Below are 19962 nucleotides of genomic sequence, written 5' to 3'. Positions count from 1 at the left end.
ATCTGACACCCCCTTGAGCATCATGTTGCTAAGCCTCCCCACAAAAAATACTTCTGCAGGTATCAGGTAAGCCCTTGACTCCCCCCCTAATGGATAGTCTGGTTTTGTCGATGGTAGAGATTGCAGAGGTTGATTCAGAGAAAGAGTTCGAACTAGTCATTAAAACGACACGCTTTTTGAAAATAAATCAATCTTCTGTATTTGGTACTAAGAAGAGAAAAGTGCTAGCTCAACTATTACAGTCAACAAATTTCATCGATGGTAATTCACGGGGAAATATTAACCTTCAAGGAAACTCCCGTTGCAACTGTCGCAATAGATATAAATGATGTGGTTGAAAGGTGTACTTAGTGCCAGTAGGAGAGAAATGTAGTCGACACTGCATAATTCAAGGTAACTGATATAGCTAAAAGCAGTGAAGCTATAGTGTATGTTGAATTTCAGGCACAAAAAAACCGACTTAATGTCGGTTGATTTATTTCTCTTATTAAAGAGAAATGGTACCTGAAGACGGACTTGAACCGTCACTCCTTTCGGAATCGGATTTTGAATCCTATGGGTTATATAAAAGCTTAGTGTTTGATATGTTTGAAATATTGGCTACAACTACCATATCCACCGGGTTTCATAGTACAATGGGCCATTCCTGCAACATCCCAGGCATTCCCCAAAGTAACGGCCCAGGGTATCCAATACGGTAGCCAAAATGGAAAGAGTAAACATAACTAAGAAAGTAATTGAATCTTTCACGCCATCAGAAAAAACCACTGAATATGGTGATTTGAAGGTTCAAGAATTCAGGATTAGGATCAGCCCTGCCGGAAAGTTAACTTTCAACGTTGTGAAGAAAAGAAAAGGCCGATTCATTAGGATTAAGATTGGCAACTATCCACAAATGCCACCAGAAAGAGCCAGGGCGGAATCTAAGCGCATAATTGCTGAAATTGAACTTGGTGTTCACGATCAGGATAAACGCGCTGAAAAGACCGCAAAGGCCCTTACACTGCGTGAAGCTTTGAATGAATTGTTGGCTTCCAGGGAATACAAACCAAGAACGGTGTTTGATTACCAGGATCGGGTTAATCGTGATTTTAGTGATTGGCTTGATATGCCAATAATTTCAATCACACGTTCTGATGTTATTGATCGCCATAACTCAATAACAGAACGTTCAAAGGCCGGGGCAAACTCAGCCTTCAGGGTTTTTCGTGTGGTTTATAATTTTGCTGCCGCCAGGTATCGCGCAAGTGATGAAAGCCGATTATTCCCGGAAAATCCTTGCCTGGTTCTTTCTGAACTTAAACAATGGAATCCAAATAAGCGTAAAAAACGAATCATCCCATCACAAAAAATGTCAAACTGGTTACACGCTGTGTCAAAATTGGAGGAAAATGAATCACGTGTTGCAAAGACCTGTTCAGTGTTCTTCCGATTTCTACTTTTTACCGGGCTAAGATCGGACCAGGCAAGATCATTGCAATGGAAGGATTTGAATTTAAAGCGTGGTTCTTTTTGCGCCCAACTGAAAATTCAACAGAATGGTGAAACCAATTTTGATGGCCCACTTCCTGATTATTTAATTTCCATTCTTGGTCAATGGCGGTTAATAAATAAAAGCAAATGGGTTTTTCCGTCTGATGATGGTGAATCAAAGTTATCTGAAAACACATTGATTACCTGGTATCGTTTCGTTTCTGAAGAAATAGCGTTCAAATGGTCGCCACATGATTTGCGTAGAACGTTTTCAACCCTGGCTGAAAGCCTGGATATTTCACAATATGCTATTAAAAAATTATTATCACATGCAACGGGTGATGATCGTGATGTTACTGCCGGGTATATAATAAGCCCGCTTGATAGGCTTAGAAGGGCATCAAATCAAATTGCTGACCTGATTTTATCATTTGAAGGGGAAAACAAGGGGTAAAACATTACCCCTTAAAAGGTGTTAATCGCCCAGCTTTGACAATTCGTATTCATGAAAAGAATTAAGATCCTCGGTTTCTTCACTTGCTTCATATAGTAATGCGCTAACAGTATCTATAATCTTCAATTCGCCATTGGTAAGGCAACAAGGTACTTCTTTATTCTTCCCAATCGTTTGAAGTAATGTTCCATATGCCTTCAAATTGCTGGATAAGCTGGACGTTCTATCTTTAAAACTGCTTGTAACCATAAATTATATCCGTTTTAACCCTTTCAGTAAGCTTAATATATCTACCTCTTTTGGACAATTGATACTTTACATTCTGTTAAGTTTATTGCAAAAAAAGCATTAAATTATTCAAGTTGTAAAATCAATCAAATTAATTACATTTAAGTAACAAACCATCACAACTAAGTCATTAAATAATAATGGATTAGATAGCATATCACTACTGTATACAATCTGTCACATACTGTGTCACTGTGTGTCCAATTGTGTTAGGTATGTTTACGAAGTGTACTAACCATAAAAATAAGCCTATTTTCCACCCCATTTATTACTAAACGTAATAATTTGTGTTGCTTTGATCTTTGCGCTGTGTAAAATCAATCTGGCTTAGGGTGAATACCTAATTACAACTAAATTAAATAAGGTAGTGAAAAATGATTGGTGCTGATATTGGATGTGCATTTGTAAAGCTTGCTTTTTACGATTCTGAAAAAAACATACAGAATTTTTGCATTCCATCTATAATTTCTCAAGGGCGCGGCATAGTAAATATGGGCGGTGACTCTGGTATAACTTACCAATGTGATGGTGTTGATTTTGCTATTAGTAAAAACAGCACATCAATAGCAATTGATACAAGGAATGAAAATTATCCTTTCAGTCCTGAAAATACCGTACTTCTTCAACACGCATTGTTAGAGGCCGGAATAACCGGGGATGTAAAAATTGCAACCGGGATAACATATGGCCAGTTTTTCAACATTGATGGAATCAACCAGGCTAAAATTGAACAGAAAAAAAAATCTGCCGCAACAAAAGTATTAAATTCAACTGATGCGATATCAGTGAACGTTATTGCTGAAAAAGTTCTTCCTGAAGGGCTTGCTGGCGCTTGGGGTTGTTCACATGATGATCATGGTGTTAAGACCAGGGAATATAATTTTGGCTTTATCTGCGTTGATATTGGTGGACGTACAACAGATATTGTTGTTGGAACGCCTGACTTTGAAGTTAACACTGATTTATCTGAAACTGTAAAACTTGGTTATCTTGATATTTTTAAAGAATTAAATGAACAAATGAAACGCCATCATTCAATGGGTGATTTCAGTCCGTTTCATTTAAATAAGTTTTATAATGATCGCTTCTTTGAAATTGGTGGTTCAAAAATTGATATTGGCCATCTTTGTGACATAGCAAAAAAAACTATTTCGGATAGGTTGATTCAGATTGTAAGCGGTAAAGTTGATCGCTCTAACCAGGTAGATGAAGTGATTTTTATCGGGGGAGGTGCTGAAGATTTACGCAATGAACTTGGTGGGTTTGAACGTTCATTTATTCCTGAAGCGCCAGCTTTCGCCAATGCTCGGGCTTATTGCATTATGGGAAATCTTTAATGGCTAGAAAAAGAATAACGGCTTATCTTGATCCTAGATTCCATAAAGATGAAATTGAATATATTAATAATTCAAATCGTCAAACTGATGCAATTATTAATCTTGTTAGTATGGGTTACATGCTTGAACGTGTTGGCCTTGGCAAGATTATCATGGCTCTTAAATCTGCCGGATACACTGATAAAAAAGCGTTGATAGCGGCTATAAATTTTGATAGTTCTGATAATGCCGTTGAAAAGAAGCCTGAACAAAAAGTTAATTCATTTCCTGCCCAGGCTATCAAATCAGATATTAAAATTGAAAACAAAAATCTAGTTAAAGCAAAAGCCCCATCATGGGGCTGATTCATCCACTGGTTTAATTAAAGGGGGTTTTGGTGATAGTTTTAAATATCTATCCGCCAATCCCCGCCATTCCTCACGTTTCTTGCTTATAGGTAAATCAGACAAGAACCGCTTTTCTAGTTCCCTGATGATGATCCAATCTGTTTTATCAAGCGCCCTTTGTGGCATCGAATAAACAGAAAGCTTGGGATTCCAAATGATTAATTTTTTAATCCCTGATTCATCTGTCAAATGCCTGGTTGATTCATAATGTTCATAATTACTGAAATCATCAACGCAATAAATCAGGTGATCATACCCTTCACTATCAATCGGTAATTCTTCAGAAAATTCATAGGTTTTAATACCTGATGTTAATTTCAGGCTATCAATAAAAAGATTTCTTTCATGAAAGCCATAATAATCAATACAAACGATTAGAACATGGCCAACCAAACCATCAACATGAAAGGCTGATACTTTTTGCCTTTGATATTCATCAGTAAAATAATTATCCATTTCGGCCCCTTATGGTAAATATGTTGTGTTAATCCTTAACGTGTTATTGTTTGATTCTGCAACAAGAACAAGCTTGATCCTATCGTTTGATGATTCCTTTGCAAATGGAATGGTAATGGTTCCTTTCACTTCAATTGGCCCATAAGTCGCGCCAGCCTTAGAACCACCAGTTACAACCCGGTTAATTTGCAGATTATAAGGACCGACTTTAAACGTTCCGCTTATGGTTTCAGGAATTGTGCTTTGTCCCAATAATGTTGCACCAGAATAAATTTTAATGGTGCTATATTTACCAGTAACAGCCGAATGACCTTTGCCCACAGCCGTTTTGATTCTTGTGTTTAATTTTAAATAAATTGAACATGAAACTGATGTTGATTTCAGCCGCCCCTTCACAATCTTTGCATTTCTAGTGATTGCAGAATAAGCGTCATCTAAAATAGCGGTATAAGTACCAAGACCACCGCCGCCAGCACTACCACTATACTTGGCTGAAGTTGGTGATTTCAGATAGGCTTCATAGCCCTTCCCTTTAATGTTTGCAATTGAACCTGATGGATTTGAACTAATCCAAAGACCTTTTGCAATTTTGCCATTAGGACCATAATAATAATTGTTTGCTACAAGATGCGCTTCTTTAAAGTCTCCAATAGGACCAATAAACATATCAGCAATGATTGTTTTGCCAACAATATTGGCCCCTGTGATTGTTGAATTCAATGCGTTAACTGATATGTTTTGTGCATCAAGTGAACCTTCAAGATGGACGTTTCTCAACTGTGCATCTTGGGCTTTAAGCGTTCCATCACGTTCAACTATATAATTATAGTTGTGAAGTTCACCCGCACCGTTAAGGCTTGTATAACCACCTTCTGTGGTTTGGCCTAAAAGAAACTTTCCTTCTTCACATTCAATTTGGCCCCTGGCTTTTAAATATCCTGTATCAGAAATTGATAAAACGGCATTAGCATCATTTTTTTCACCCTGTCCTATCCATAGTGGAAAGTGGTCACTATTACTAATTACAGCATATGTGTTACCTGAATCTTTGTTTCCTGTTGTGAATGTTCCGCTTGTTACAGTTCCCAGGTTTGCCGTGATTGCTGATAGATTAGTAACACTTAGTTTATCAGCGACAATTGAACCATCACGAATAAGAGTATCACCAATTACAACGCTTTTTGTTTTGGTATCAATAACAAAAGGAAGGCTGTTTTTATTGGCTGGATCAACAACAAAGAACTTATCAACCGCAAAGCTCATTTGTGAAACTGGCGTACCAGCATCATTCATTTTACTTACAAGTTTATAGCCGCTAACAGTGCCATTGTTATCAATAACAACCGCCTTCATTGCCTCGATACCATCAACCGATTTATTCACTTCAGTTAAAGAAGTTTGTTGGCCAGCGTTAACGCTTTTTATATCTTTGATTTCTTTTGCCGTGTTGGTATCAACAATTTCAAGCCTGGTAATTGCTGAAGCATTCAGGCCAGCTTTATCACGGATCGCTTGAATATCTTCCTTCAAAGCTTCATCAAGAAATTCTTCAGTAACAGAACCTTTGATTTCATTAATCACATCACGAATGTTTTCAATCTTGATTTCATCAGAATAATTTAAGCCATCAATGCCCCATACATCAGCCGCCGCAATTCGGATATAAAACCCGGCTTTTGTTGGCACGTTGAATGAAGGATTTGAAGATCTATCATAGGCAATAATGTTTGCAATAGTTACCGGGAAGCCTTTGTTTGTACTTCCATGAATCACAAATTGGTCAAAATCTGCCGGGGCTGAATAGGTTAATTTCAGCATTACGGCATCCATGAAACCCTCTGTATAGACCGCTGTTGAAGGAATCTTTGGCGGTGGGGGGTTTGTTGCTGTGAACTCTGTCCAAGGCCCCTGAACTTCATTGGCGTTCTGTGCGCAAACTTTTATTGTTAATACTCGGCCAGCGCCATCATTTGCCCCCATTAGATGTGTATATTCATAAGAAGTCTTTGTTGCTTCCTGGTAAAGCTCACGAAGCAAAGCGCCTTTATAAATCATCTGAATGCGGTAATAAATAGCTGAAGGTTCAGCCGCCCAGGAAGCTTTTAAACTTTTCCCGGTGAATGGTGAATCAAGATTTATCACAACGGCTTTAGGCGTTGAAAATTCAGCCCCGGCATTAAGCGTGATTTGTTCCCACTTGCCTCGCATCTTGGCATTTGCGGCCACTCTTACTATCATTGAACCAGGTGGAACACGGAATTGAATATTTGGTTCAACAGGTTTACCCATTGGCTGCCAGGTTGTACCAGCATCAAAACTGGCTTCAACTTCATAATATTTAATACCTTGAACATCAGCCCAATGAACATAAATCATCGGATTTCTTTTGGTCCCGCCTTGTGTTGCTGATAGCCCAACAATAACCGGGCTAAATTTGCTCATGGTCTGAAAAAATGTTTTCCCTGGAATCTGGCCTTCATCACCATCTTCATGAACACGATCATCTTCAATTACACCTGAAATTTTAATCTGATCATCATATCCAGGTTCAACACCAATGATTTTCACCCTGGCTGCCCAATCATTACCTTTGCCCATAACAAAATGTGTTCTTTCATTATTTGGGTTTGTGTTTGGAACGAATGGAAGCGTTTCATTTGCCTTAACAACATTATCTGAAATTTTGGTTACACGGATTGCTTTTGAAGGGCGGCCTTCATCATCCCTTAAACTCATTAGCCACATATCGCCAACGTCACCACCAATAGAAACGGAAAGTGTTATTTCAGAATCTTTTTGATATATAACCAGCCCTGAAAACATTGCATCAGGATTTAAAAGATAATGGTTAACAAGAACAACATCACCATAAGAAGGAATGTAACCTTCCATTTCAGTTTTAAAATTAACAAATGAACGGCGGTATGTACTCGAACTAATATGATAAATGCCTTCACGCCAAGCTTGCGCCCGGTTAGTAATGCCAAAGAACATTAATTCTTTTGGTTTGGTTGCGCTGCTTCCTGGAAGTTTACAAAGAACCTCACCTTGCTTGTATCCCGTTTCAGAATCAAAATACATGGCCCGGATTGAATCAGAACTTTCTTCACCGTGCATCACAAAATCAATACTGAAATCTTTAATGTTTGCATGGCTGAAAACGGTTGAAGGTATCTGTTGGCGTTGATCTCGAATCATCCTGATCAAGTTGCCTTGTTTAACAGGCGTTGATCTGACTACTTGAGAAACTTTTTTAAGAGCATTTGAAATATTTGTTTGTGAATCAAAGATACCGTTGAAGCTGTCTTTTCTTACCTTGAACTTTGCGGCCAGTTGTTCCAGGCCAAGCAAATCAATTCTTCCATCTTCATAATTTCCGCCATACCTGGCACGGCATACATCAGCAAAAACCCAGGCCGGATTTGAAGAATATACTGGATTACTCCAACCGTTTTTTTGTGTCCACTCTCTGATTTTACCCTTGGCTATACAATTGATTTTTCTGCTTGCTGCATTGCTTAGGTTTTCATTTGCTCTTACTTTGATGGCTAAAAGAGTAAGATCACCATACTTGTTATCATGCTTCTTGAACCCTTTAACACTGCCAATTTGTAAGGCATCAGTTGTTTTACTTCCGCCTTTCCCCGTTGTTCTAACAAACTTTATTTGATAGCGGGCTTCAGGCACTTCTTGTGAAAAGGTTAATCTTTGCGCTGTTCTGGTACAGCGTGTAACAGTTCCAGCATATAAAATTACAGTTCCGCCAGTTGCTATCCCTTTATCGGTTATAACTTCAGCAATAACTTGAAGCCCAACTGAAGCGGATTTTTCATCACCTTCATCATTAAACGTCATTAAGCCACCAGGAAACACCACATCAGCCGCAAGCTTTGTGAACGTGTCTTTTGGTCCGCCGATTACATAAGGGCCTTGTGTGCCTTTAGATTCTAATCCCTGGCCACCCGCCGTGGATGCCTGGATAACTGCTGAATGAAATAAAGTCACTGGCTTGTTAGGTTTTACAACTTCAATATCAGCATCAAAATTATCTACGCTTGTATCTTCAAAAAGAACCTTGCTTACATCAATATCACCTTGCCCAATTACAAAAAGCTGATGAAGGTATTGATTATTTCCTTCAAAAATTGCGTATGGTTGCGCCGCAAAATCAGGATAGATTCTATTTGTTCCATAGATTACGGGGATTGCTGCGCCAATCCTGGCGGCGTTGCCTTGCGCTTGTAAGCTATATGTTGGGCTTGGTTGGCTCATTGAATTGTTTGGGGCTTCAGGCGGGCCAATAATGGCGCTCATGATTGCCGCCCCCGCCATGTTAACCGCCATAACTGTAACGGCTGAAGCTGTTGCCCCGGCAACGGTTGTCGCACCGCCATACATTGCAGCCGCCGCACCACCTGTATAAACAGCAAGAACGGCAATTGCTACCATTGCGACTATTTGAAGCGGATTTGAACCACCCTTACCGCCTTCAGGTAAAGTAATAAAGGCAACACTTTTTTCAATTGTGATATTTTTATAATCATCACGCATGATTTGTTTGCCGTTGTAATAGCAAATTGTTGGGCGAACATTAAGAATTTCAACGCCACCATTTTCATTAACCCAATCTTGAATTGTTTGCCCAGGCTTTACTTCATAAACATCATGATCAGCAATATCGAACGGGTTATTAAGCCAAACAACTTTTTTATTAGTTTCAATCATGGCCACGATACCTATAAAATTTGGGCCTGTTCCAACCGTTGATTTCAGCATCAACAATGGTCTGACAAACAGAACCCGCGCCCTGATAAGAATGTAAATATCTGCCGTCCTCAACATCTAAATAAACGGCAACATGTGAAGGGTTTTTGTGAGTAGAAAAGAAAACCAAACAAAGGTTTTCAGGTTCATCAATCGGTTCCCAAATCTTCAAATAATCTTCATTTTTGAAAGCATTCAGGACCGTTTTCAAATCATCTGCATTGATGCAAATATCAGGAAGAATGATGTTCAAACGTTCTTTGTAAACGTCTTGAATCAGCTTCCAGCAATCTTGTTCCTGGTTCACCCATTTGCGACCAAGAAAAGGAATAACCCAATCCATATTTAAAGCCCCGGGAAACGTTCAGGTGTATATGTTTCATTTGGAAACGGCGTATTTGCGGGATTAACTAAAGCGGCGGTAATGCTTATTGATGATGTGTTAACACTTGCACTTCTAACCAATAAAGACATTTCACTTAATTCAGTAATGATTGCTTCATCACCTGAATCATTCCAAAGGTAAGGGCGAAACGTTAACGTTATTAATTCAGGTGTTTTTGCTGCATCTTCAAAGTAAGGTGTTAAATAACCTGAAACATTATCAACGCTTACTTTAATTACAGGATCAGGTTCTTCAGAAATTGGCGGCCTTGTTATTTGAAAATAAAAAGGAAGGTATTCTATATCAGCGCCATCTTTTGTTGTTTTTAATGGTTCATTATCTGCAACGATTCTTAAAGGTTTTGTAAATGAAGAATGATCAAGTTGGATTGTGTATAAGGTTACGTTTGTTGATTTACAGCTTGCATAAGCTTCACGTTCTGCATCAGTTACCATCATTATTCCTTATATATCTTTTAACGTTTTCTTTTATTTCTTGAAAAGTTAAAACGTTTCCAACAACACCATGATTCAAAATTGATTCACCAACATCAAAATAACCAGAAATAGAATGTTTATTTATATCTTTTGGAGTTTTGCCGCGCCCTTCCCAGGTTCCATTTATTTTCACCGCGCAAACCTGGTAATTAAAACCCTGATCATCACGATCAGTGTCATGACAAATAAAGCCACCTAAACCAAGAATGAAATTTGATTTATGCCATTCTGATTGATGAATCTTATGAACAATTCTTTGAAGGCTTTCATTTGAAACGCTTTTAACCTGGCAAATTGAAAATCCATTTAATAATTTCTTGCCATCCATAATTTGATGAAAGAAACGTTCATTAAGCATTTCAGCGCATTTAAAAATTTCTTCTTCCATATCGCCGGAATCAAGACCAATAACAATATGGTTTTCATTTTGTTGAAGCTTGTTGATAAAATTATCAAAATCGTATGTATCAGAATGAATAAACCCGCCATACTTTTGAACCTGGCTTAAAATGTAATCTTCACCATAAATAAGAACAGTGTTATGTTCCCCGGCTACTGTTTCACCATAAACCCTATGTTCAGGATGATAATGCCAAAGCTTGCCAGCCATAGCGGGCTGTAAATCAAAAACCAGGCTATATGCCATCGAACATAAAGAATCTTCTTCATCGGACCTATAACCGCGCCCGCCATACTGCCCAAAGTGTTCAATCCCATATTTCAACAAGAAATTTTTGATGTTCAAGCATCGTGTTGCAATAGTTGAAGCGGGATAAATTGATTTGAAAATGAAGGTTTCAATGTGAGTGCCTAACCAAAAGAATTCAGGATCTTTTATATTGATAGTTAAGAACGGTGTTCTTGGTTGAACAAGTGTGCCTTCTTCAACTGCTTTTATTTCAATTGGAAGATAACCATCATATTTTTCAATGATGCGTTCCCATGGCAAAGTGTTATAAGTAGCAAATCGCAATGAATTATTTATTTCATCATGGGTAACTTTTTCTTTTAGTTTTGATACTAGATGATTAATGCCAACAATTAACGTTTCTTTGTTTCTAACTTCAAAATAAAATTGAACTTCTTCAACATCAGTTTTAAGCCTATGGTTTCCAGCCTTGAAAAAATCGCCATTTAATATCATAAAAAAAAGCCGCTAAATGCGGCCCCTCATTGTTTAGAATAAAATAAAACTATTTTTTCAAATAGTTATTAATTGACCTTGAACTAAGAGCAAATGCAACATCATATTCATCACTTAACTTTAAAAAATATCTCATTGCTTCCGTGTATATATAATCACTGTTAGAAACGCGATCAAAAACATTATTTAGATTTTCAGCTTTTGAAAATGGATGATTTTGATATTGTTTATAAACATCAATGCCGTTATATAAAAACGCCATATAACGTGTGAAACATTTAAAACACGTTCCGCATTGATGGCCAACTTCTTCAACAAACATACAAGAAACTGTTCTTGTTAAATCATCTATTGTAAAGCCATTACATAAAGCCCATTCAATAGCTTCAGATTTTGTTGCCCGCATTTCAAAAAATGGTGATGTTACTTTTATTGGCTTGTTATATATTCGCTGTAAAATACGGCCCATTAAATTACAAAAAATAATATCATCATCTTTATAGCTTCCCTGTTCATCATAAAGGAAGCCACAAACGATCATATCCGGCTGATACCATTGGCAAGATAAAGTAATTGCCGCCATATTCCTTCCGTTAACATCAGACACGCCACCAGGGTATAAATCCGGGGCCAGGTCAAATTTTCTAACTTCAACATCATCAGGAAGGCTTGCGAGATCGTTATCTTTGAAAGGTTGCCCATAGTCATAATAAACACTAACAATTTCAGCATCAGGATAATCAATTTCAATTTTTTTCTTGGCAATTAATGAATCAATGCCACTAAGAAGAACAACAATTTTCATGATCTAGCTCCGTATATTTTACCTGTTGCTTTGACTGCGACTTTTCCACCGCCATCAATGGCTTTCCCGCTGCCCATGCCGCCACCTTTCGCCCCATTTACTGCATAGTTGTATGCATACGCGACACAACCACCTTTTGATGATTTGCTGCAATATTTAAATGATCCTCTAGCACCCCCACCGCCGCCGCCAGTAGCCGAACCACCACCACCACCTTTCCCTGATGTGCCACCATTCATGCCAGCGCCACCACCGCCACCACTGCCACCGCCAGCACCACCACCGCCGCCACCGCCGCCAGCTATTACTAACTTTTGACCTTTGGCCGCTGGATTCTTTGCAAAGGCATTGCCGCCATTACCACCTTTGCCACCGCCCCCAATTGTTCCACTGTTATGAAGATGAACAATATTCCTCGCATAAAGTGCCGTGCCACCACCGCCGCCACCATATCCGCCTGTATGCCCATTCCTTCCGCCACCACCACCATTGCCACCACGCCCTATGATGTAACCTTTATTAATTAGCTTTATCGTTACGTGTCCAGGAAACCCGGAAATGTTAAGTGCCGGGGTTCCTGTCGATGTTGAACGAATATAAACGCCTGAATTTATGGTTACTTCAATGGTTGTTGCTGAACGATTTGCTGAAGGAATTTGATCAATAAGTTTTACGTTGTTTAAACTTTTAGTTAATGTTTTTCGATAAAGGGCCTGTTTGCCTCTTAAATCTCCAAATGAAATAGTTTTTCCGCTTCCAGGCTTGTTGGCTAATGCTCGAACTGCCCCATCATTTAAATTGAAAGAAGCTGATGTTGACCGTCCCAACTCTTTATTTATATCACTTGCTGATATTTTCCCTGTTGGTGTTCCCATTCTTCAATGCCTCAATTTGAATTTGTTGCTCTTTGATAGCCTCGATAAGCAAGCCAATCATATTCCCATAGGCAACAGATAAATGATCATCATCTGTAATGCCGCCTGTAACCGCTTCAGGAAGAACTTTCTGTACTTCTTGAGCAATTACGCCTGTTTGGCGGAAAGGCTTACCATCTTCATCTTGAACATCAGTTCTATCGAAGGTATAGCCGCCAAGGCTCATCACTTTTTCAAGTGCATTGGGGATTTTTTCAATGTTGGTTTTTACGCGAATATCAGAATAAGCGGTGATGTTTTGACGGGACCAGAAGCCGCCAGCAAGGCCGATTGAACAACCAGGATTACCATTTTCTGTAAATACAATTTGATGCCCCCCGGCCATGGTTCCACCAAACGTATTGGTTGTGTGCTTGTAACCAAAGCCATAGGACTTGCCAAAGTTCGTACCCGCCGGATCACCAGGATAAGCGGTTCCCATGCTCCAAATATTTTGGGTTTTCTTGGAGTCATAAACGCCATAAAAACCATTGCCACGATTCCCTGAAATGATCTTTCCAGTAAACGTATCATCAGCATCAGAACGCATTAATGAAGCGCCCTGGATACCATCAACCTTGTCAGCATCAACCGCTTTACCACCCGCCGCTAAAGCGCCAACATCGGCATAAGTTGGCTTGTGTCCAGTGTGATAAATTTCATTAATTGCGCCCCAAGTTTTAGAATCATAATTCTGTTGCCTGAAACCAATGCTCTTCCCAACTTTACTGATTACAAGTTGGTTACTAAGCTTTACATCACTTCCGCTATAACTACTTAGCCAAAGAGTATCAGCCCAACCCCATGAAGGCGTTGTAAGCATTTGAAGCTTCCCACGGCCAGCACCAAAATAATTAGGAAGCTCTTTGCCACCCCCAACATAAAACCCTGTTAGGTAGTCGCTTTTCCCTGAATTTGTTGCCTTCCCTGTTGTTGCTAACGCTCCAATTTCTGCCGGGGTTGGCATGTGTCCTTCATGGTATGCTTTAGAACCACCAAACCGCCAATCTTTACCCCCATACCACCGTAATGCATAGCTCCATTGTTCAACGCCATCTTTTGTTATTGGCACAAGTTCAGAATAAGTACCAGCCCCATTAATTTGCAGCCCATACGTTGATGCTGAAGATTTTGCTTTTACAACCTTGCCACTAACATTGGATGTAACATCAACATTCCCGCCTTTGTGCGTATTGGCCCAAGTCTCTTTAAACCACCATGAAGATGTTCCAATGAATGATTGGGATGAAGCCCCGGTTGCTGCTTTTGAAGGGATAAATCCTGTTGAATCACTTGCCGCCCTTATCCACTTACCAGAAGCTATTTGAAGGTGTGATGAATCAGTTGTTTTAATGTAGCTGTTACCACCTACATCAGCCCAAGTCGGCTTGTTGCCTTTGTGATAAATTGCATTGCTTCCAACTTTTGGCGTTCCCACGAATGTTGGCGCATTTGTCCCGCGCGGAATTGACATAAAAGGAATGTCAACGTTGCCGTTCCTTGTGCCAAAATATGTGGCGTTATTATCAAGGCCCTGGTATCTGATATAAGCGCCATGATTTCTATTATCTTCAGTTAGGTATAATGAAACATTTTTATTAGTCCCGGCATCAACACGAAAGATGCCTTCACCAGCCGTGGAAACACTTACATTACCCGTTAAAGTTCCGCCTGTTTTTAGGAAATATTTTGCTTCACTAGACTTGTTAATAAATCGCGCATCACCTTGAGCTTTTGTATAGCTTTCACCAGATTTGGCAAGCCTGGCCCAACTTGACCAGGCGTTGTTATATCGGTTTCGTGTCCAAACCTGGTTTGAAGGTGAATAGGTTTGATAACGCTGATAAACCTGTGATGCTGAGTTATTCCAAACCTCTAACCAACCAGCCTGGCCCGTAGGGTAATTATTAGTTGTTGAAGCGGTTGCGTTTGATGGATTGTCATACCACCCCGTTATTATGATGTTGTTTAGCTTGTCAGTTGTTGCCAGGTTCTTCACGAAAGAAATAACACCTGGTTTCCCTGTTACTTCTCCCCAACTTGGCCAACGTGAAGCAACCGCTGGAACGTCTTTAAGAACGGCCCAGGGAACACGGCCAGCCCCATCAATTACGATTTTTCCATGTGAATAAACCGTTCCATCATATTTAACTTTTAATACTTCACGCACGGCTGTTGCTGCTGTGCTTACTATTTTTGATGAACCAGCATATAAACGCCAATAATCAGATTCAAATCTGTAAGTTTGTGTTTCAGTTGAACCATATTCAAGCTGAAAACCTTGCTTACCTGAAACCATTCTTCCAATGCTTGTGTTTGATAGCGTTATTGCTGGCTTACTTGCGATCTCTGCATATGTCGGCTTTCTGCCTTCATGATAAATATCAAAACCCTGGCCATTTATATCTTGTGTATCGCCAAACTTCAGTTTCCCACTTGCACCCAAACCAAAATATTTTGGTGGTAATGTTTTGCCCTGGAATGAAATTGAAATGTTTGAATCTGATGAATTGCGGCGAACATGCAACGGGGTAGGATCAGAACTATCAACGGTTGTAACACCTGTTATTTTCCCGCCAGATTTATCAAATTTATTTTTTAAAGCGTTCTGTGCATCGGTTTTGGCTTTCTGCGCCGCTGTGTTTGCTGCTTGCGCATCAGTTTTGGCTTTCTGTGCCGCTGTATTGGCCACTGTAGCCGCTGCATTAGATTTGCCAGCATTGGTTTCAGAAGTTTTTGAAGCTGTCTGTGATGCCTTAGAAGCGCTCTGTGAAGCTTTGGCTGAATTTGCTGAACCAGCCGCATCAGTAGCATATTTTTTGGCTGAATAAAGTGTTCCTTCAACGGGCTTACCATCGTTTCTTGTTGCCCATTCTTTAGATTTATTCATTGCCGTAACAGAATCATTTTTTGCACTTACTGAAGCGGTTTTTGCTGCTTCAGAAGCCTTTCTTTCTTTCTCTGAATTCTGTGCGCTTGCTCCTGAAAGATTAGATTTATCAGAAGAAGTTTTTGCTGAAGCCGCTGAAGCGATTGCGCTAGTTGAAGAAGATGAAGCTGATGTTGATGATTTAGCAGCCCAATGTTTAGCGCTATATTTACCAGCTTCAACCGCCTTCCCTTCATCATTTTCAGCATAGGCTTTGGCTTTGACTGCTGAAGCCGCTGAAGCGGTTGCTGTATTTGAAGAAGCTGTTTGGCTTGCCTTTGATTTGTTCCTGGCATCTTCACTGGCTCTCTGTGCTACAACAGAAGCATTTTTTGCAGTTACGGCCCCGGCTGCGCTTGTTTTCGCTTCTGTGGCATAGACTTTGGATGATTTCAGCCCGGTTGCGGGCGGTGTGTCTGATGTTGCCCAGGATTTTGAACTATCCCGGGCCACCTCGCTTGCTTTCTTGGCTGCATCGGCCCCGGTCTTGGCTGTGTTGGCTGCATTCTTATAATTAAGGGCATTGGTTTCAGAAGTTTTTGAAGCTGTCTGTGATGCCTTAGAAGCGCTCTGTGAAGCCTTTGAAGCCGCTGCGCTTGAGGTAGAAATAACAGCTTGTTCTTTGGCAACAGTTGCCTGATGCAAAGCGGAATATTTACCAGGTTCAACAGCGGTCCCTTTTGGATTACTCGCCCAGGCTCTAGCTTTATTTTCACTCGCTTTTGACGCAACCTGTGACACATTAGACGCTGTTTGTGATGCTTTTGATTTAGTTTCACTCGCCTTAGCATTTGTTTCAGAAGTTTTTGCCGCATTTTTTGAAGCTGTCGCTGAAGCAACAGAACTATCAAGCTTTGTATAATTGGCCTCTGCATCTGCACTTATTTTCAAAAGGCTTGGATAATCACCTTTATCACCTTTTACAATTGCGTTTTTATCACCATTTACAAAAAGATCCAGTTTGGTTGATGATCGTTCTGAACGTTCAACAACCTCCTTCAATCTATCATTTATATCCATTGAAAATCCTTGGTAACTCAATATCAGTTATGGCATAAAGGCGATCAATAAGAGTCCAATCAGAAACCACAAATGGCCCAAGTTTTTCAACATCAAATTCAAGCGCTGAAATTCTTATTGGCTGCCTTGAAATTAATACAAATGAAACTCTTGAATAGGTGAATGTGATTGGTTCAATTTCGATATTGCCCATGAAAGCAACCGTGAAATCCCGGGGCTTATAATTCATTGAAAGATTTAGAATAAAATCATCAGTTCCGATTGAACGCCAAAACGCTTTAAAATCGGTTACTTGGTCTTTAGTTAATACATAAGAAAGTTTTATTTCTGATGTTCTTATTCTGGTTTTCCGCCGTATCCTTTTATTACCAACAAAATCAGTAACGCTATGTTTTGAAGATAATTTTTCAGACGTTTTGTTTTCTGGCGGGGGAAATGTCGAAGGGAATGTTTTCAAGGGCATTATCAATCTCAAGTTCAACTGTGATTGTCCAACCATCGTTATTGCGTTGTGCATTGTAATTAGTTGAAAATCTACAAACCGCTTTTAAATGCAACCAATCAACTTTAAAGAAATCAATTCCATCATGAAGATCGTATTCATAAAAACCTTTAAATAAGGCAAATTGTTTTTCAGTAAAAATGAATGTTGCATTAAATTTGCTGCGATAATTGAAATCAACAATGCGTTCTTCATGTGCAATTTTGGAAAGTGATTCAATTCTGTTTTCTGAGGAAGTGAACTTTCCGCCGAAGTTTGGAGCGGGAATATTTTTAATCCATATAATCATTAGAATGATTTCCGATTAAGGCCATACTTTCCTTCAAATACTTTGGCCACGCCTGTTCCACGGCTAATATCATCTGAAATAGCTGCTTTTGCCTGGCCAATAATCACATCAATAATTTTATCACCACCTTCATCACGGGTTTCAGCTTCAGCTTTTTCACCACTGTTATTAATGATGTTAACGCTAACACCGCCGCCACCGCCGCCAAGCTTGTTATTTGGTGTGATATTTCCTGAAGTGTATGGCGTGAATAGTTCGGGACCTTGTTCACCAATTAAATAGGATTGGCCGCCACTAATAGGACCGCCAGCGGCTTTCTCCCCGGCGGCTTCTCCTGTAAAGCTTCCAAAGGCAGTGGTTAAACTGTCCATAATTGGCTTCACAATCATGGCTTTTATCATCATTCTTTGAAGTTCTTGAATAACGAAATCAGCTAAAGCTTTAAAGTTTAACTTTCCGCCATTAAGCATATCCATGAAGGTGTTTTCAATCGCGCCACCAAATCTTTGGATTGAAGCAACTCCTTCTTGCCTGAACGTATCATCAATATTTTGCTTCACCTGGTCAAAAGCGGATTTTGTGCCTTCAACAGCGTCTTTAGCTTTTTCGGTTTCATCGGTAGTCTCTTGAACAGCATCTTTATATGTTTTCGCTGCTTCAGTGGCCTTATCATTTAATGAAACTTCAGCTTCTTTAAAAAAGGTTTCTACCTTTCCGGCTTCAGGTGTGAAATCTGAAGAAGAAAGATTTCCCTGGCCTGATTCCAGGGCTTTCAGTAATTCACCTTTTTGAATGGCTAAATCTTTTTTCTGTTTTTTTAAAGCTTCAATTTCATTATTAATTGAATCGCGTTGCGCCTGGTATTCTGCTTGCTGGCCTTCCAGGTAGTAACCACGTTGTGAAGCTTCCTGGCGATCCAAATCAGAAAGAAGTTTTTTCTGTTTTTTTAATTTCGGATCTATGGCATCAATTGAAATGCCAATATTATCAATGTTTTCTTTTTGCTTCTTAAAAGGATCATCAACAAAATCGAAATCAGCACCAAATTTATTGGCCACTTCTTGAACCTGGTAAATACCATATTTAAATTGGCCAACAAGTTCACGAACAAATGTAATTGCATCTTTTAACGCGCCAACCGTTTGGCTTGCCAGGGTTAAACCAAGGGCTTTAAATCCGCCTTCTGATTTAGCTGTTTCAGTTAATAAATTTGTTAGATGTTGGGCAATAAATTCAAGAACAGGACCAAGGGACGCATAATATATTTGAGAAAATTTCTCAATTATTGCTGTAAGTTTTAACCATGCCCCACGGGTATCATCACTTGCTTTAAGTAAATCTTGATCAAGTGCAATGCCTAGATCTTTAAAATCTTTCATTGCTTTCTTGAATTTTTCACGGTCATAAGTGAAAACACTTGAAAGTTCAACACCTGGATCACTCGCCAATTCATCCAGGTAACGATTTAATGTTTTAACATCAATCCCGGTCTTTGCTGCGGCATCACTGATGGCATCAAAAAGCGCTTCACCTTTTAATTTTTGGATTTGTTCCAGGGAATAACCAGCTTGTTGAAGCATTTTAACTATGTTGGCCCCTTCTCCGCTTCCCTCTTTGATGTACTCATTAATTTTTAATAAGGCATCATTCATGAAGTCGGCCACCCGGCTTGCTTCAACGCCAACGGTTGAAGCGGCAAAGGATAGCTTTTGGAATTCATCTGTTGTTAATTGTGAAAATTTGGCCAGTTTTTGCATTTCCTTTACTGAATCTGATGTTTTCTTAAAGAAGCCACCAATTCCAGCAAGTGAAAACGTTGAAAGTAACAACCCTTTAATTGAAAACAGTTGTTCTTTAATGAATTTGAATGGGGCAACAGCAACGGTTTTCAACATCCGGCCTGTTTTCTTTGAAATGTCTGATGCCCATTTAGTGATTGTTCGTTTTTCGTTGTTCAGTTGTTCTTGAAAATCTTGCGAATCAAGCTGAAGCTGTAGAACAAGATTATTGGTTGCTGCCATTTGTTTGGTCCACCATTGCATTCAAAATTGAAAGCTGTTCATCAACGGTTTGCGGTTCACTGTCTGCACTTGACTTGAGCATAAAATCTGAAGGTTTGAAGGGTTGTGTGTCTTTTCCTCTGTGGCAATTTGCCAGGACTGAAGAAACCAATCCAAAATGATAATCTTCAATTTCTGCGCCCCATGGTTCTTCATTAAAGAATTCCATCCAGGCCAACAAGTGTGAAGAAGAACCTGAAGCAAGCATTTCATCAATATTGAAGAAACCTAGCTTCAAGGCTAATCGGTGAACGAATTT

16 protein-coding genes are annotated in these 19962 nt (G+C 39.5%); 3 read left to right on the top strand and 13 right to left on the bottom strand.

The genetic code is table 11. The features are described 5' to 3' along the window. The first annotated feature begins 706 nt into the window (after positions 1-706). The gene (locus tag JK628_RS03085; RefSeq protein ID WP_202287817.1) at positions 707-1927 is read left to right on the top strand and encodes a tyrosine-type recombinase/integrase; all 1221 of its coding nucleotides are present in this window, start codon (positions 707-709) and stop codon (positions 1925-1927) included. 21 nt (positions 1928-1948) lie between these two features. Here the strand turns inward: JK628_RS03085 and JK628_RS03080 are convergent, their stop codons facing one another. Beyond that, complete coding sequence (locus tag JK628_RS03080) at positions 1949-2176, bottom strand: hypothetical protein (RefSeq protein ID WP_202287816.1); 228 nt, start codon at positions 2174-2176, stop codon at positions 1949-1951. A gap of 413 nt (positions 2177-2589) precedes the next feature. Between JK628_RS03080 and parM the strand changes: the two genes are divergently transcribed. Together parM and JK628_RS03070 are read left to right on the top strand one after the other, a co-directional pair. Beyond that, positions 2590-3552: a ParM/StbA family protein gene (gene parM / locus JK628_RS03075; RefSeq protein ID WP_202287815.1), complete on the top strand. Its 963-nt coding sequence runs from the start codon at positions 2590-2592 to the stop codon at positions 3550-3552. Further along, positions 3552-3896 (top strand): hypothetical protein, encoded by a 345-nt coding sequence (locus JK628_RS03070; RefSeq protein WP_202287814.1) that lies wholly within the window; start codon positions 3552-3554, stop codon positions 3894-3896. The genes parM and JK628_RS03070 overlap by 1 nt, the downstream gene beginning before the upstream one ends. Here JK628_RS03070 and JK628_RS03065 read toward each other — a convergent pair. Genes JK628_RS03065 through JK628_RS03010 form a run of 12 tightly spaced genes read right to left on the bottom strand, consistent with a single transcriptional unit; the run spans position 3885 to position 19941 of the window. Then, the gene (locus JK628_RS03065; RefSeq protein ID WP_202287813.1) at positions 3885-4394 is read right to left on the bottom strand and encodes a hypothetical protein; all 510 of its coding nucleotides are present in this window, start codon (positions 4392-4394) and stop codon (positions 3885-3887) included. The genes JK628_RS03070 and JK628_RS03065 overlap by 12 nt on opposite strands. 9 nt (positions 4395-4403) lie before the next feature. Then, on the bottom strand, positions 4404-9119 hold the full coding sequence (locus JK628_RS03060; RefSeq protein ID WP_202287812.1) for a host specificity factor TipJ family phage tail protein: 4716 nt from the start codon (positions 9117-9119) through the stop codon (positions 4404-4406). Continuing rightward, complete coding sequence (locus tag JK628_RS03055; RefSeq protein WP_202287811.1) at positions 9112-9501, bottom strand: NlpC/P60 family protein; 390 nt, start codon at positions 9499-9501, stop codon at positions 9112-9114. Before JK628_RS03055 ends, JK628_RS03060 begins: the two co-directional genes overlap by 8 nt. A 2-nt stretch (positions 9502-9503) precedes the next feature. Then, positions 9504-10001 (bottom strand): DUF1833 family protein, encoded by a 498-nt coding sequence (locus tag JK628_RS03050; protein WP_202287810.1) that lies wholly within the window; start codon positions 9999-10001, stop codon positions 9504-9506. Beyond that, positions 9988-11184, bottom strand: a complete 1197-nt coding sequence (locus JK628_RS03045; protein WP_202287809.1) for a nicotinamide phosphoribosyltransferase domain-containing protein — start codon at positions 11182-11184, stop codon at positions 9988-9990. The genes JK628_RS03050 and JK628_RS03045 overlap by 14 nt, the downstream gene beginning before the upstream one ends. A 49-nt stretch (positions 11185-11233) precedes the next feature. Continuing rightward, positions 11234-11989: a 7-cyano-7-deazaguanine synthase gene (locus tag JK628_RS03040; RefSeq protein WP_202287808.1), complete on the bottom strand. Its 756-nt coding sequence runs from the start codon at positions 11987-11989 to the stop codon at positions 11234-11236. Further along, a complete protein-coding gene (locus tag JK628_RS03035; protein ID WP_202287807.1) occupies positions 11986-12864 on the bottom strand; it encodes a hypothetical protein in 879 nt (292 codons plus the stop codon). The genes JK628_RS03040 and JK628_RS03035 overlap by 4 nt, the downstream gene beginning before the upstream one ends. Further along, on the bottom strand, positions 12830-16852 hold the full coding sequence (locus JK628_RS03030; RefSeq protein WP_202287806.1) for a tail fiber domain-containing protein: 4023 nt from the start codon (positions 16850-16852) through the stop codon (positions 12830-12832). Before JK628_RS03030 ends, JK628_RS03035 begins: the two co-directional genes overlap by 35 nt. Then, complete coding sequence (locus JK628_RS03025; RefSeq protein ID WP_202287805.1) at positions 16839-17309, bottom strand: hypothetical protein; 471 nt, start codon at positions 17307-17309, stop codon at positions 16839-16841. Before JK628_RS03025 ends, JK628_RS03030 begins: the two co-directional genes overlap by 14 nt. Then, positions 17260-17643, bottom strand: coding sequence for a hypothetical protein (locus JK628_RS03020; protein WP_202287804.1), 384 nt, complete (start codon positions 17641-17643; stop codon positions 17260-17262). The genes JK628_RS03025 and JK628_RS03020 overlap by 50 nt, the downstream gene beginning before the upstream one ends. Beyond that, a complete protein-coding gene (locus JK628_RS03015; protein ID WP_202287803.1) occupies positions 17643-19664 on the bottom strand; it encodes a phage tail tape measure protein in 2022 nt (673 codons plus the stop codon). The genes JK628_RS03020 and JK628_RS03015 overlap by 1 nt, the downstream gene beginning before the upstream one ends. Further along, on the bottom strand, positions 19648-19941 hold the full coding sequence (locus JK628_RS03010; RefSeq protein ID WP_202287802.1) for a phage tail assembly protein T: 294 nt from the start codon (positions 19939-19941) through the stop codon (positions 19648-19650). The genes JK628_RS03015 and JK628_RS03010 overlap by 17 nt, the downstream gene beginning before the upstream one ends. Positions 19942-19962 lie beyond the last annotated feature (21 nt).

This window comes from Shewanella sp. KX20019, from assembly GCF_016757755.1.
GTDB lineage: Bacteria > Pseudomonadota > Gammaproteobacteria > Enterobacterales > Shewanellaceae > Shewanella.
The sequence above is the reverse complement of the archived record's forward strand: the minus strand, read 5'-3'. Positions and strand labels throughout refer to the sequence as shown.

Excerpts from the sequence above, each read along its gene's own strand:
- JK628_RS03020 (WP_202287804.1), bottom strand. The coding sequence starts at position 17,643 with ATGATTATATGGATTAAAAATATTCCCGCTCCAAACTTCGGCGGAAAG.
- JK628_RS03045 (WP_202287809.1), bottom strand. The coding sequence starts at position 11,184 with ATGATATTAAATGGCGATTTTTTCAAGGCTGGAAACCATAGGCTTAAA.
- JK628_RS03085 (WP_202287817.1), top strand. The coding sequence starts at position 707 with ATGGAAAGAGTAAACATAACTAAGAAAGTAATTGAATCTTTCACGCCA.
- JK628_RS03050 (WP_202287810.1), bottom strand. The coding sequence starts at position 10,001 with ATGATGGTAACTGATGCAGAACGTGAAGCTTATGCAAGCTGTAAATCA.
- JK628_RS03040 (WP_202287808.1), bottom strand. The coding sequence starts at position 11,989 with ATGAAAATTGTTGTTCTTCTTAGTGGCATTGATTCATTAATTGCCAAG.
- JK628_RS03060 (WP_202287812.1), bottom strand. The coding sequence starts at position 9,119 with ATGATTGAAACTAATAAAAAAGTTGTTTGGCTTAATAACCCGTTCGAT.
- JK628_RS03070 (WP_202287814.1), top strand. The coding sequence starts at position 3,552 with ATGGCTAGAAAAAGAATAACGGCTTATCTTGATCCTAGATTCCATAAA.
- JK628_RS03015 (WP_202287803.1), bottom strand. The coding sequence starts at position 19,664 with ATGGCAGCAACCAATAATCTTGTTCTACAGCTTCAGCTTGATTCGCAA.
- JK628_RS03035 (WP_202287807.1), bottom strand. The coding sequence starts at position 12,864 with ATGGGAACACCAACAGGGAAAATATCAGCAAGTGATATAAATAAAGAG.
- JK628_RS03065 (WP_202287813.1), bottom strand. The coding sequence starts at position 4,394 with ATGGATAATTATTTTACTGATGAATATCAAAGGCAAAAAGTATCAGCC.
- JK628_RS03030 (WP_202287806.1), bottom strand. The coding sequence starts at position 16,852 with ATGGATATAAATGATAGATTGAAGGAGGTTGTTGAACGTTCAGAACGA.
- JK628_RS03055 (WP_202287811.1), bottom strand. The coding sequence starts at position 9,501 with ATGGATTGGGTTATTCCTTTTCTTGGTCGCAAATGGGTGAACCAGGAA.
- JK628_RS03080 (WP_202287816.1), bottom strand. The coding sequence starts at position 2,176 with ATGGTTACAAGCAGTTTTAAAGATAGAACGTCCAGCTTATCCAGCAAT.
- parM (WP_202287815.1), top strand. The coding sequence starts at position 2,590 with ATGATTGGTGCTGATATTGGATGTGCATTTGTAAAGCTTGCTTTTTAC.